Annotated in this window: 12 protein-coding genes; 5 read left to right on the top strand and 7 right to left on the bottom strand. The window is 72.1% G+C overall.

Translation table 11 applies throughout. From position 1 onward, the window contains the following. Positions 1–204: 204 nt before the first annotated feature. Positions 205–1,710 (bottom strand): metallophosphoesterase family protein, encoded by a 1,506-nt coding sequence (locus OG349_RS34055; protein ID WP_327238276.1) that lies wholly within the window; start codon positions 1,708–1,710, stop codon positions 205–207. Positions 1,711–1,937: 227 nt separating this feature from the next. On the opposite strand from OG349_RS34055, the gene OG349_RS34050 reads away from it, so the two are divergent. The 3 genes from OG349_RS34050 (at position 1,938) to OG349_RS34040 (ending at position 5,388) form a co-directional block, all read left to right on the top strand. Next, positions 1,938–3,170, top strand: a complete 1,233-nt coding sequence (locus OG349_RS34050; protein ID WP_327238275.1) for a cysteine desulfurase-like protein — start codon at positions 1,938–1,940, stop codon at positions 3,168–3,170. Positions 3,171–3,245: 75 nt separating this feature from the next. Next, on the top strand, positions 3,246–4,259 hold the full coding sequence (locus tag OG349_RS34045) for an ArsR/SmtB family transcription factor (RefSeq protein ID WP_327238274.1): 1,014 nt from the start codon (positions 3,246–3,248) through the stop codon (positions 4,257–4,259). Positions 4,260–4,578: 319 nt separating this feature from the next. Further along, on the top strand, positions 4,579–5,388 hold the full coding sequence (locus OG349_RS34040) for a hypothetical protein (protein ID WP_327238273.1): 810 nt from the start codon (positions 4,579–4,581) through the stop codon (positions 5,386–5,388). Positions 5,389–5,484: 96 nt separating this feature from the next. Here OG349_RS34040 and OG349_RS34035 read toward each other — a convergent pair whose 3' ends face one another. Next, positions 5,485–5,721 carry a hypothetical protein gene (locus tag OG349_RS34035; RefSeq protein ID WP_327238272.1) on the bottom strand — a complete coding sequence of 79 codons (237 nt, stop codon included), beginning with the start codon at positions 5,719–5,721 and terminating at the stop codon, positions 5,485–5,487. A gap of 106 nt (positions 5,722–5,827) precedes the next feature. On the opposite strand from OG349_RS34035, the gene OG349_RS34030 reads away from it, so the two are divergent. Together OG349_RS34030 and OG349_RS34025 are read left to right on the top strand one after the other, a co-directional pair. Continuing rightward, complete coding sequence (locus tag OG349_RS34030; protein WP_327238271.1) at positions 5,828–6,259, top strand: protein-tyrosine phosphatase family protein; 432 nt, start codon at positions 5,828–5,830, stop codon at positions 6,257–6,259. Positions 6,260–6,407: 148 nt separating this feature from the next. Beyond that, positions 6,408–7,448: a M28 family peptidase gene (locus OG349_RS34025; RefSeq protein ID WP_327238270.1), complete on the top strand. Its 1,041-nt coding sequence runs from the start codon at positions 6,408–6,410 to the stop codon at positions 7,446–7,448. A 26-nt stretch (positions 7,449–7,474) separates the two neighbouring features. On the opposite strand, the gene def is transcribed toward OG349_RS34025, so the two are convergent. The 5 genes from def to OG349_RS34000 form a co-directional block, all read right to left on the bottom strand. Then, entirely contained in the window at positions 7,475–8,110 is a 636-nt protein-coding gene (gene def, locus OG349_RS34020) for a peptide deformylase (protein WP_327238269.1), read from the bottom strand. Beyond that, positions 8,107–8,874: a YoaK family protein gene (locus OG349_RS34015; RefSeq protein WP_327238268.1), complete on the bottom strand. Its 768-nt coding sequence runs from the start codon at positions 8,872–8,874 to the stop codon at positions 8,107–8,109. The genes def and OG349_RS34015 overlap by 4 nt, the downstream gene beginning before the upstream one ends. Positions 8,875–9,126: 252 nt before the next feature. Next, complete coding sequence (locus tag OG349_RS34010) at positions 9,127–10,431, bottom strand: ThuA domain-containing protein (protein ID WP_327238267.1); 1,305 nt, start codon at positions 10,429–10,431, stop codon at positions 9,127–9,129. Positions 10,432–10,701: 270 nt separating this feature from the next. After that, positions 10,702–11,208 carry a GNAT family N-acetyltransferase gene (locus OG349_RS34005; RefSeq protein ID WP_442806349.1) on the bottom strand — a complete coding sequence of 169 codons (507 nt, stop codon included), beginning with the start codon at positions 11,206–11,208 and terminating at the stop codon, positions 10,702–10,704. Continuing rightward, complete coding sequence (locus tag OG349_RS34000) at positions 11,184–12,614, bottom strand: ATP-binding protein (RefSeq protein ID WP_327238832.1); 1,431 nt, start codon at positions 12,612–12,614, stop codon at positions 11,184–11,186. The genes OG349_RS34005 and OG349_RS34000 overlap by 25 nt, the downstream gene beginning before the upstream one ends. Positions 12,615–12,617: the final 3 nt, after the last annotated feature.

Here is a 12,617-nt window from a genome sequence, read left to right as displayed (position 1 = left end):
GGACGTACGGACGTCACACTGCGGGGACGGGAGACGTCGCGCGCGGGCGCTGACGTCAGTCGCGGGGTGCGGAGTATGAACTCATGGCGTGGCCCCTTGGTGAAGGGTGTCGCCCAACTGCCCGCCTGCCCACTGCTCTTTGGCGGACGTCACGCGACACCGGGCTCATTACAGCGGTCCGGCGGGCCCGGTGTCAACGTCCGCTCAGCGCAGGGGGATGGTGAAGTCGTCCTCGACGGGCGGTGCCAGTTCCTCCGTACGGTAGCCGGTCGCCGCGAAGCACCGGATCCGCAGGTGGTCCGGGGTGACGTCCAGCCGGAGGAAGCTCTTGAAGAACGGCGGGGTGTACGTCGTGGAGCTGGGCGAGAAGGCCTGCGCGTAGATCTTGCGGACGGGCAGCCGGAACCGCCGCTTGGCGTCCGGCCGGGCGGGCACGCCGAGGAGAGAGGCCACCAGCCTCGTACGGCGGGTCACCGGCGCGTTCGTCTCCCGGGTCGGTGCCACGCCGAGGCGCTCGGCGATCACGGCCGCCGCCTGTTCCGCGGTGAGTTCGAAGAAGCGCCGCATGCGCAGCCGCCGCCCGTAGAGCTTGCTGTAGAAGGCCAGGGAGTCCCCGCGCAGCGGGTAGCAGCGGAAGTCCTCTTCGGTGACGGCGGCCACCGCGACGCGCGGAATGGTGTGGGTGGCGTGCATGAACGCCCCGCCGCCCCCGGCCACGAGGTATTCGACGGTCCGGCCGCCGACGTCGACCGGGTAGTGCTGGTAGTTGTGGATGTCACCGCCTATCGCCGCTATGTAATGGCAGGCGGGGTCGCGGACGATGTCGTCGACCGTGCCGCCGCCCTCGATGGCACACGGCTCGTGGGCACCGTCCACGTAGATCGGCGAACCGGTCACCAGGATCTTGGGCCGGGGCCCCGCCGAGACGCGGCGCAGCCACTCCCCCTGTTCCTGGTCGATGCCGCCGAGCAGACCGGTGTCGATGCCTATGATCCGCAGCGGGCCGGCGTCGACGGCCCAGTACGGCCCCGGCTGTACGGCCTGCTGCTCGGGGGCGGACCGCAACTGCCGGGCCTCGGACAGAAGTTGCTCGTCCACCGAGCCGGGGCGCCGCCACAGCAGGGCCCGCCACCAGCCGGCCGACAGGGGTTTCGGGCGGGCGGCGGGCGCCGGCGCGGGGGCGTCGCAGAAGACGCGCATGAAGCCGTTGAGGCCGTCGTACCAGTCGTGGTTGCCCGGTACGGCGTAGACGGGCGCGGGGTAGTCCTTGTACGGCCGGAAGAACTTGGGGCCGTACTCGCCGGCGCTGCCGACCGGGTAGATGACGTCGCTGGACAGGACGGCGAAGCGGGTGCCCTCGGCCGCCTTCAGGAAGCCGGGCACCACGGCGTACTGTGGCGCGTCGCCCTCACCGGTGTCCGCGAGCAGCATGAACGAGAAGGTGTCCGGGTCGTCCCGCTCGATCACCAGGTCCGGTGCGGCGCCCCGGTCCAGCTGTCCCCGTACCCAGCGCTTCCGGTCGTCGCCGGTCGGGTCGCCGATCAGCGAGGCGACCACGCCGTTGCGTGCCTTCCACAGGGTGGCCGGGTTCAGCCAGGAGATGTGGGTGGTGCGCTCCGGCATGAGATTCCGGTAGCGGCCGGGCTCCTGGCCCGGCTCCTGACCGTGCCAGCCTGCGCCTGCTGCCGAGTCACGTGAAGAGGGAGACACCGCCGCACCCTAACAACCCTGCCCGGGCACAGGGAGGTTGGGGTGGCGGCCTGTCCGGTGGTACGGGCCGGGCGGCGGGTACGACGGTCGTGCGCCGGGAGCGGCGGCGACCGGAAGGCGCCGCCCGGCGGGCGGGACCGGCGCGGGGACGGCGATGATGGTGCGGAAGACCGGCCGGCCACCGCTCGCCCGGAAGAAGAGACCGGAAGAAGAGAGAAGAGTCCTTCGTGACGTACGACATCGACGCCGTCCGTTCGCACTTCCCCGCGCTGGAGGCGGGAGGCGCCCACTTCGAGGGGCCCGCCGGTACGCAGACACCCCGGCAGGTCATCGACGCCATCGCCGAGGTGATGGCGAACCCGCTGTCCAACCGGGGGGCCGCGACCGCGGGGGAACGCAACGCGGACCGCACGGTGGCCGGCGCCCGGCAGGCGATGGCCGATCTGCTCGGCGCGGACCCGGCGGGCATCGTCTTCGGCCGCAGCGCCACCCAGCTCACGTACGACTTCGCCAGGACGCTCGCCAAGACCTGGTCGCCGGGGGACGAGGTCGTCGTCACCCGGCTGGACCACGACGCCAACATCCGCCCCTGGGTGCAGGCGGCCCAGGGCGCCGGGGTCACGGTGCGATGGGCCGACTTCGACCCCGCGACGGGCGAGCTGTCCCCGGCCGACATCGGCGCGGTGCTCTCGGAGCGCACCCGGCTGGTCGCGGTCACCGGCGCCTCGAACCTCATCGGCACCCGTCCCGACCTCCCCGGGATCGCCCGCCTGACGCACGCGCACGGGACCCTGTTCTACGTCGACGGGGTGCATCACGCGGCGCACTCCTTCGTCGATGTCGGGCTGCTGGGCGCCGACTTCTACGTCTGCTCGCCGTACAAGTTCCTCGGTCCCCACCTGGGTGTGCTCGCGGCCGCGCCCGGCCTGCTGGAGGGGCTGGCGCCCGACAAGCTGGCGCCTTCCACGGACGCGGTCCCCGAGCGTTTCGAACTGGGCACGCTGCCCTACGAGTTCCTCGCGGGCGTGCGCGCGGCCGTGGACTTCCTGGCGGATCTCGCCGACGGCGGCCCGACCTCCCCGCGCGACACCGGTGACAGACGGGAGCGGCTGGCACGCTCCTTCGCGGCGCTGGAGGAACACGAGGAAGGCCTGCGGCGGCGGATGGAGGAGGGGCTGGCCGGCCTCGCACCGGTCACGCTGCGTTCCCGGGCGGCGGACCGTACGCCGACCCTGCTGCTGACCCTCGAAGGCCGGGACACCCAGGACGCGTACCGCCATCTCGCCGGGCGCGGGGTCACGGCGCCCTCCGGATCGTTCTACGCCCTGGAGGCATCCCGCCGGCTGGGCCTCGGCGACACCGGCGGGCTGCGGGCCGGCCTGGCGCCGTACAACAACGCCCAGGACGTCGACCGGCTGCTGGAGGGGCTGGCGGACTTCCTGCGACAGCCGTCGACGTGACGTGGGGTGCGCCGGGCCGGGGCATGCTGGGAGTGCGCGGACGCGCACGACCGCTGTGACAGGGGGCCCTGGCCGGTGTTACGCATCCACTTCACCTCGGAAGACCTCACGCGGACCCGGGTGGCCGCGACGATCGGAGTCGCGGCGGAGACCTACCACAGCCTGGAACTGCTGAGAGGGAGCCAGGACCATCCCCACTTCCGCGCGTGGCGGTCGGCGGTCGCGGACCGGACGGGGCCGGACACGCGCCCGCCGACGGCCCCGCTGACGGCCTTGGTTCCGGTCCGCGGCCCGGGGCTCGACCTGCTGGCCCTGATGGGTGACGTGCCCTCGCTGGACCACGCGGTGGACAATCTCCTGCACGCGTCCGGGGCCCGGCTGCGCCGTGAATTCGAGGGTGTCGACTTCCACCCCGGCCACCTGCCCTGGGCCAGACGGGTGAGCGAGGGAGACAGCGACGCGCGGAAGGAGCTCGCCGAGGCCGTGCGCGCCTGCCATCGGCTGACCGTGGAGCCCTACTGGGACAGGGCGCGGTCCGAACTGGTCGCGCGGTCCGCCCGCTACGCGCATCTGCTGCTTGAAGGAGGCATCGATCTGCTGCTGCGCTCGCTCTGCCCACCACTGATCCGCTGGCGTCCGCCCGTGCTGGAAGCTCCCTACCCGCGCCCGACCGAGGTGCGTCTCCAGGGCAGGGGACTGATCATCACACCCACGGTGTTCACGACACGCCCCGCGAGCTTTCTGTGGGACCCGCTCGACACCGCCCAGCCGCCCCGGCTGGCCGTGCCGGCCCTCCGCGGGCCGCTGACCGGTGCCGGCCCGGGCGGACCGGACCGCTCCTCCGCCAAAAACCTGGAGTCGCTCCTCGGCCGGACACGGGCCGCCGCGCTGCGCGTGACGGCGGAGGGCTGCACGACGAACGAGCTGGCACGCCGGCTCAACGTCTCGGCCGCGTCGGCCAGCCAGCACGCGAAAGTGCTGCGGAACACGGACCTCATCACCACCAGCCGCCGGGGTGGATCCGTGCTGCACCTCATCACCCCTCTGGGGCTGGCCCTGTTGAAGACCGGCACCACGGCGGAACCGTGACCGGGGGCAGTGCGGGCATCGGATCGGTGGAGAGACCGACCGGCCCTCCTTCGAGCCGTGGCTCAAGAGCCGGGCCGCGGGTGTACGTCCGGCGGCCCTGACCCCCGAACAGCGACACCCTGCGTACGGCGATATCCAACTGGTATGCCAGTAGGCCCTGTTGAGGGTGGCGGCCGGGAGTACGGCTCTGCCAAGCTCTCAGCCGCGATCAACACGGGTGCGACCAGGAGGAATGGGAATGGGTACTGTGCGACGGCTCTTGACGGGGCGGCTCTTGACGGGGCGGCTCTTGACGGGGCGGCTCTTGACGGGGCGGCTCATGGCGCGGTGGCTGATGGTGGCCGCGCTGTTGCTGGGCGGCACGACGCTGACGGGAGCCCCCGCCGCCGTCGCGGCCGGGACGGCGGCTCAGGGCGCCACGACGACGATCTGCGGCTATACCCCCGTGCCCACCGGGTGGGTGATCATCAACCAGACGACCGCCGGGTGCAGCGGCTACGGGTCCCGCACCATCACCGAACTGGGGACCGCGACGTCCATTCAGGCCTGTTCGAACTCGCCCATCCCCGACTGGTGGGTCATCACCGCCATGCAGAACTCGAGCGCGTGCGGGCTCTACCCGATGTACTCGCTGTTGAAGATCACGAACCAGACCACCGTCACGGACTGCGGCCAGTCCTTCATCCCCCCCGGCTGGGTCATCATCTCCGTCCAGCAGGGCGCCCAGTGCGGGGCCTACACCGTCTACACCGTCACCGCACTCGGTGACCGGACGACGATCCAGGCGTGCGGCCACTCGGCCATCCCCAACGGCTGGGTCATCACCGCCATGCAGAACAACGCGGGCTGCGGCGCCTACCCCCTCTACACGCTGCTGAAGATCACCGACCAGACCACGATCACGGACTGCGGGCAGTCCGCCATCCCGGACGGCTGGGTCATCACGTCCATACAGCAGGGCGCCCAGTGCGGGGTGTACACCGTCTACACCGTCGTGAAGCCGACCACCCAGACCGTCATGCAGGTCTGCGGGCCGACCAGGATCCCGAGCGGCTGGTCGATCGTCGGCCAGCAGTCCGGCTCCCAGTGCGGTGTCTACGCGATCTACACGATCCAGCGCACGGGCTGACCGTACGGACCGGCGTATCGCCCGACGGCCCGAACGGGCCCGAGGCGGTGGGGTGGCGGTCCCGGCCCGGGACCGCCACCCGACCCGTCCTGGGCCTCAGTTGACCAGGTCGTTGGCGGACTTCACCACGTCGGCCCCGCCCCGCACCATGCCTTCGGCGGCGTTCACCTTCTCGCCGAGGTCGGGACGGTGTTCGCCCTTCTCACCCGCGACGGCGCCCGCCGCACGCGCCGCGCCGTCCAGGGTGTTGCCGAGATCGACGGCATGGGCGGCGGGGACGACGACGGCGAGGAGGGTGGAGCCGGCGGCGGCTGCGGTGAGGAATCGGCGCATGTTCATGGTCCGTGTAACGCGACGGGCGCCCCGAGGTCACGATGCCGTGGCTCCCGCCGTACCGTATTCACCTCCGTGGCCCGCAGCCGGCCGTTACGGTTTCGGTATGACCGACACCTGGCAGCCCACCGACACCGGAGTCCTCACCCTGCCTTCCGGACGCCTCGTCAGGGGACGTGGTCTCCGCCGACCGCTGCCTGCCGGTGCCGCGCCGTCCTTCGCCGTGTACCTGCTCGGCGAAGAGCCGCCCGAAGTCCCCTGGGAGACGCGGTGGTTGCGCTGGCCCGACTTCCGGCTGCCCAGCAGCCGCCCGCAGGCAAGGGCCGTCCTCGGCGAGGTGTGGGAGCGGGCGGCGGACGAGCGCGTCGAGCTGGCGTGCCGCGGCGGACGCGGCCGTACGGGCACCGCCCTGGCCTGTCTCGCCGTCCTCGACGGGGTGCCGGCGGACCGCGCGGTGGAGTACGTACGCGCCCACTACTCCCGGCACGCGGTCGAGACGCCCTGGCAGCGGCGGTACGTCCGCCGCTTCACCACCTGACCCCCGGCGCCGGGACCCGTCGCGCGACAGGCACCCGTGCCGTCCTCGGCCGACATCCGGCACGGGAGCGCGCCCCGCGCACGGGAGCATGTGATCGTGTGGGGAACGCGCACCCGTGTGTCCGGCCGGCGAGGAGCAGGAAGGTCCCATGACACAGCCCACGCACCCCTTTCAGGCCGATCCGGCGCTGCTGCGCCGTCATGTGACCGCGCTGGCCGGGGAGCCCCGCAGCCGCCGGCACGCCCCGCAGGCCATGGAACGGGCCGAGGAGTACGTCACCGACCACCTCACCGAGGCGGGCTGGGACGTGCACCGCGACCCGTTCGACGTGCGGTGGCGGTGGGGCTCGACCGACGGGTCAGGGCATCGCGCGATGCCGCTGAAGGTCCGTCTGCACCGGCGGGTGACGGGCGCCAACCTCCGTGCCGAGCCGCCAGGACCGCAGGACCGGGGCGAGGGCCCCGCCCGGCGCTCCACCGTCGTGGTCGGCGCGCACCTCGACACGGTGCTGGACAGCCCGGGAGCCGACGACAACGCGTCCGGTGTCGCGGTGGTCCTGGAGACCGCGCGGGTCCTCGCGCGGCTGCCCCAGCCGCCGGACGTCACCCTGATGCTGTTCGACATGGAGGAGATGGGCCTGATCGGCTCACGGGAGGCCGTACGGCAGTTGCTGCGCACCCGCCGCGTCGCCGGGATGATCTGCCTGGAATCCGTCGGCTACTTCTCCTCGGCCCTCGGCAGCCAGCGGCTCCCGCCGGGCGCGGGCCTGGCGTTCCCCGCCGCCGCCGAGGCGGTCGACGAGGGCCACCACCGGGGCGACTTCACCCTCGTGGTCCACCGCACGTCCTCCCGCCCGGCCGCCGACGCGTGGGCGCGGGCCGCCGCCGAGGCGTCCCCCTCGCTGCCCTCGGTCCTGCTCCGCGACCCGCGCCCGGACGGACGCTTCGGCGCGGCCGCCGGACTGGCCCTGCCCGTACTCAACAACCTGTCGCGCAGCGACCACGCGCCGTTCTGGAACCACCGGATCCCCGCGCTGATGCTCACCGGCACCGCGAACTTCCGCAACACCCACTACCACCGGCCCACGGACACCCCCGACACCCTCGACTACGACCGGCTGGCCGCGGTGGCGACGGCGACCGCCGCCACCGCGGCCGCCTGGCCCGGCGGGGCACCGGCCGGTGCCTGACCACGGGAGACGGCGCTCCCCGGCTCTCACTCGGGCAGGGGGAACCCGAGCTCCCTGGCCGCCGTCTCCGGGGTGGGCTGCGACCAGCGGTCGATCAGGTGCGGGGTGGTGGCGAAGGAGCGGGTCTCGGCGAGGTCGAGATAGAGCGTGCCGCCGAGATGGTCCGTCTCGTGCTGGACGATACGGGCGGGCCACCCCGTGAACTCCTCGTCGAACTCCCGCCCCGTCTCGTCCTGCCCGCGCAGTCTGACCGTCTCGGGCCGTGCGACGACGGCCTGGAGCCCGGGAACACTGAGGCAGCCCTCGTAGAAGCCGACCCGCCGGTCGCCGACGGGTTCGTACGACGGATTGACCAGGACGCGGAACGGCTGGGGCACCCGGCCGCGCGTCCGGCCGACCTCCTCCGCCACCTCGGCGGGGTCCTCGATCACGGCGATCCGCAGCGGGATCCCGACCTGCGGCGCCGCCACGCCGACGCCGGGGGCGGCGTGCATCGTCGCGCGCATCGCGTCCACCAGGCGCTGGAGCCGGGCGTCGCCGAGCTGTCCTTCGTACGGCACGGCGGGGCGGCGCAGCACCGGGTCGCCGACATGGACGAGGGGCAGCGGTACGGGGCCGTCGAGGAGTCCGTCGACGAGTTCGGTCAGTGTGGTGTCGATCATGGGTCCACTTTCCCAGACCCGGGCGCCGGGCCGGGCGCCGAGCCCGGCTCGGGGTGCGCCCCGGGCGGGGGCTCCCCCGGCGGTACGAAGGAGAGCAGCGTCGCGGTCAGGAGCAGGCCCGCGGGCAGCACCGGCGCGTACGTGCGCGCCCAGGTCACCAGGATCGCGCTGAGGGCGGCGCCCAGCGGCAGCACGGCGATCAGGACGACGTTCGACCGCTGGAGCCGTCCCTTCGTGGCGAGTTCGGCGAGAATCCCGGTGAGCGTGCCGGTGAGGTAGGTGGTGGACATGGTGGGGGTGCCGATGACCCGGATCATCCCGCTCTGACAGCCCATGGCCACGGCGGCGGTGGCCAGCAGTCCCATCTCCGCGCCCCCGGCGGGCCGGCCGCCGACCGCGATCCAGCCGGCCAGGAACCCGCAGAGGAGCAGGGTCTCGACGACCAGCGCGGCCCGGTGGGGCGCCTTGCCGGGATCGCCGGAGGCGGCGATCCGGCTGCCGAGGAGCACGCCGCACACGAATCCGGCCAGGGCCACGGCCACATGTCCGGTGAGGGTGAAGTCGTCGGATCCCACGGACAGTCCGAGCAGGGCGAGATTGGCGGTCATCACGCTGGTGAAGACGTCACCGAGGGCCATGAAGCTCAGGGCGTCGACGGCGCCCGTGACGAGGGTCAGTGTCACCACGGTCGCGGACGGCGTGGAGCCCGCGTGCCGGGAGGTGAGCGGGCCGCCCGCCCGGCCGGACCGCGCCTGCGCCGTCACCCGATCTCCCCCTCCGGTCGGACCGTCTCACGAGCGGTCCGGTGCCGGGCCGGCGCGGGCGCTCAGGGGAAACCTGCCCCACCGGCGCGGACGAGCACGGCGCCGACACCTCGGGGGGCGGCAGATGGGCCCGGATGGAGTCATCCGACGAAGCGGGGAACGGACGAAGCGGCCCGCCGGAGGATCCCGGCGGGCCGCTTCACCGGCTCGGCCGCCCCGGGCCGGCCCGGGGTGTGACGCCGCCGGAGTGTGTTACGGCTGCTGGACGAGCTGGAACGACTGGGCAGCCGATCCGTTGCAGGCGCGCTGGACCAGGGCGGTCCCGGTCGTGGCGGTGTCGGGCGCGCTCAGGCACTTCCCGCTGTGCCGGGCGGTGAAGTGGAAGCGGCCGCCGGTCTCGGCGACGGCCTGCCACTGCTGGTTCGTACCGCCGGTGTAACTCCACAGCTGGAGCGGGGCGTTGTCGGCGGTCGAGACATTGGTGACGTCGATGGCCTGCGCGGCGTTGGCGCGCGGGCCGATGCGGGAGAACCCGCCGTCGGTGGCGCGGATCTGGTACTGCTGCGCCTGGGTGCTGTTGCAGGTGTACTGCTGGATCACCGTGCCGTTGGCGGTGGCCGCCGCGCGGGCGTCGACGCAGAGGTTGTTACCGCTGTTGACGAGGGAGTACCAGGCGTTCTCGTTGATGGGTCCCGGCGGCGTGGTGGTGCCGCCCTCGCCCGTGCCGAGCCACTTGAGGCTGTCGAGCACGAAGCGGTTCTGGGTGGCGCTGCCGAACGTGGAGGACAGGGTCTGGCCCGTGCTGTAGTTCATGGCGTTGTGCCCGAAGTTGGCGTAGATCATCTTGTAGTTGGTGTTGGTCCACGTGATCGGGTAGTCACCGCTGTACCAGGACTGGTTGGGGTCCGTGCCGAGCGGGAAGCTGACCGGGTCGACCGAGGACAGGACCTTGATGCCCGGCCGGGTGCGCAGGTTGTTGGTCCAGCTGTACCACTCGCTGACCGACGAGGTGAAGGTGCCGGGCAGGCCGACGGTGGTGGGGTGGGTCCGGTCGTCGACCTTGATGGTCGCCGTGGTGGGTCCCCAGGTGTTGGACTTGAAGTTGCCCGAGCCGAGGAAGTCGTTGTAGTACCAGGACCAGGCACCCGCGTTGGTGGTGAAGGCGGAGACGTGGAAGCCCATCCAGGCGCCGCCGCTGCGGATGTACCGCTCGAACCCGGCCCGCTGTGAGGCGCCCTGCGGCGCGTCGTCGAGGAAGAGGACGACCTGGTACTGCTCCTTGGTGATGGTGTTGAGCTGGTCCCAGTTGGTGGTCGCCGTGTACGTGAAGTTGTTGGCGGCGGCCTGCTGCGGGAACCAGGTGTTGGCTTCCCGTACGAAGCTGATGTGCGCGTCGTCCCAGGTGCCGTTGTAGAACGCCAGCACCTTGTACGGGGCCGCCGCGGCCTTCTGTTCGGCTCCGTGGGCGGCGGGGGCGGCGGTGAGGCCGAACAGCACGGCGACGAGCGCGAGGAGTCGGAGGCCGACGTTTCTCGCGCGGACCCTGTCTATGGTCATCCGGGGATGATCCCTTCTTCTGCCGACATGGGGGGTGAGGTCGTACCGGTCAGCGACTTATCATGTATATGACAGACGTTCACAGCACGACGGCCGGGGAATGCGCCGCCCCGGGCAGGGCGGCAAGGCTCGTTCGTGATTTAAGAAGTGAACCCATCCCATGTCAAGGCTTTGGTATGGACCAATACTCTCGAAGGCGGTCCGTCCGAACTCGACGGGCCATCAGGGGAGTTGTGGCGCCCCGCGTTCACGAGTCTGTCCCGGAGTCCGTCAGGAGATCGGGAGGATCATCTCGGGCCGGTCCCACATCACGGCCGGCGGCCGGGCGTACTCCGTGCCGGTGCGTCCCGCGCCCACGCTGAGGTAGAAGCCCTCCGAGGGCGGATGCGCGACCACCCGTACCCCCGTCAGCCCCGCCTCGCGCGCCCGGTCCGTCAGATGCGCGACCAGCAGGCGGCCGATGCCACGCCCCTGGGCGTCGTCGGTGACGAACATCAGGTCCAGCTCGGCCTCGGTGAGAAGGAGGGCGTAGAAGCCGAGCACCCGCTCGGGCGTCCCGAAGCTCCCGGCCGCCTCGACCGCCACGAAGACCTCGTGCGCCTCGATGTAGTCGGGGCCGATCCGATAGCCGGCGATCATCGGCGCGTACGGCCCCTCGTAGGCGCGCGAGGACAGCACGATCCGGGTCAGCCGCCGGGCGTCCCGGGCCGTGGCCCGCCTGATGCGCACGGCATCGCCGTGCCCGCTCCTCATCACCGGGACGCCGAGGTGTCCCATTCCGGGTCGGCCGTCATCGGCAGGCAGATCTGGAACCGGGTGTCCCCCGGCCGCGAGTCCACCCGGATGTCCCCGTGGTGCTTGTTGACGACGATGCGGTACGAGATGTCCAGCCCGAGGCCCGTCCCCTCGCCCACCGCCTTGGTGGAGAAGAAGGGCTCGAAGATCCGCGGCCTGACCTCGTCCGGGATCCCGGAGCCGGTGTCGCCGATCTCCACGATCAGCCGGTCGACCTCACCCCACGTACGCAACGTGAGCGTGCCGCGCCCGCCCATCGCGTACACGGCGTTGTCGATCAGGTTGGTCCACACCTGGTTCAGCTCGGCGCCGAACGCGGGGATGGGCGGCAGGTCGCGGTCGTACTCCTTGACCACCCGCACCCCGGCCGGGATCTTCGCGCGCAGCATGGTCAGCGTGGCGTCGAGCAGGGTGTGCACGTCGACGGGCTGCTGCGGCGCCCGGTCCAGCTGCGAATACTGCTTCGCCGCCCCGACCAGGTCGGAGACGCGGGTCACGGCGTCGTCGATCTCGCCCATCAGCAGCTCGGCGTCGATGGTGTACGCGAGCCAGCGGACCGCCGACTCCAGGTGTTCCGCGCCGACCGCGTCGGCGACCGTGGCCAGCCAGGGCACCTCGATGCCGCCGGCGACCAGTGCGGGCGCCAGGTCCCAGGCGCTGCTCACGCCCTGCTCGTCCAGCCAGTCGCCGATGACGTCCTCCGCGTCGGCCGCGGCCAGCGCGGGCAGCGGGGTCGCGGCGGCGGCCTGCTTGACCGCCGCGTCCTGGAGCTCGACCAGGCCGCGCAGCCTGCTGCCGTCCAGCCGGCCGTCGGCGATCAGGGCCAGCTTGTGGCGCATCCCCGCCACCCGCTCGCGCAGGGCCTCGGTGGCCCGCACGGCCGCCGCGGCCGGGTTGTTCAGCTCATGGGTGAGGCCGGCGGACAGCGACCCGAGGGCGACCAGGCGCTCCCGCTCCCCCACGATCATGTTGGCCGCGCGCGAGCCGAAGAACAGCCCCTCCAGCAGGTGGAGCGCCATCGGGAACCACATCCGGATCGCGGTGGTGAAATCGTCCGCCGACAGGACGAACAGCTCCACGTCGCTCACGGCCCGCAGGGTGTTGCCGTACACCTGGTCCACCCGGTCGCCGAGGTACGCCTGCATGGCGCCGCTGTAGACGCCGCGCTGATCGGTCCTGGTGACCTCGATGTCGTCGCCGTGCAGCCGCCGGTTGAGAGTGATCGCGCCGCTGAGCAGGACGAAGAAGCAGGTGGCCGGCTCGCCTTCCTGGTAGACGGCGGTGCCGCCGTCCCGCCTCTCCACCCTGCCCCGCTCGGAGAGCCAGGCCAGTTGCTCGTCGTCCAGCGCCTCGAAGAGGAAGAGCGTGCGCAGTTCCGCCGGGCTCAGCCG

The organism is Streptomyces sp. NBC_01317 (genome assembly GCF_035961655.1).
GTDB lineage: Bacteria > Actinomycetota > Actinomycetes > Streptomycetales > Streptomycetaceae > Streptomyces.
The sequence above is the reverse complement of the archived record's forward strand: the minus strand, read 5'-3'. Positions and strand labels throughout refer to the sequence as shown.

Bases quoted from the DNA above. Each gene is read 5' to 3' on its own strand.
- def (WP_327238269.1), bottom strand. From the start codon at position 8,110: ATGATCGACACCACACTGACCGAACTCGTCGACGGACTCCTCGACGGC.
- OG349_RS34005 (WP_442806349.1), bottom strand. From the start codon at position 11,208: ATGGGACACCTCGGCGTCCCGGTGATGAGGAGCGGGCACGGCGATGCC.
- OG349_RS34010 (WP_327238267.1), bottom strand. From the start codon at position 10,431: ATGACCATAGACAGGGTCCGCGCGAGAAACGTCGGCCTCCGACTCCTC.
- OG349_RS34040 (WP_327238273.1), top strand. From the start codon at position 4,579: ATGGCGCGGTGGCTGATGGTGGCCGCGCTGTTGCTGGGCGGCACGACG.
- OG349_RS34025 (WP_327238270.1), top strand. From the start codon at position 6,408: ATGACACAGCCCACGCACCCCTTTCAGGCCGATCCGGCGCTGCTGCGC.
- OG349_RS34035 (WP_327238272.1), bottom strand. From the start codon at position 5,721: ATGCGCCGATTCCTCACCGCAGCCGCCGCCGGCTCCACCCTCCTCGCC.
- OG349_RS34030 (WP_327238271.1), top strand. From the start codon at position 5,828: ATGACCGACACCTGGCAGCCCACCGACACCGGAGTCCTCACCCTGCCT.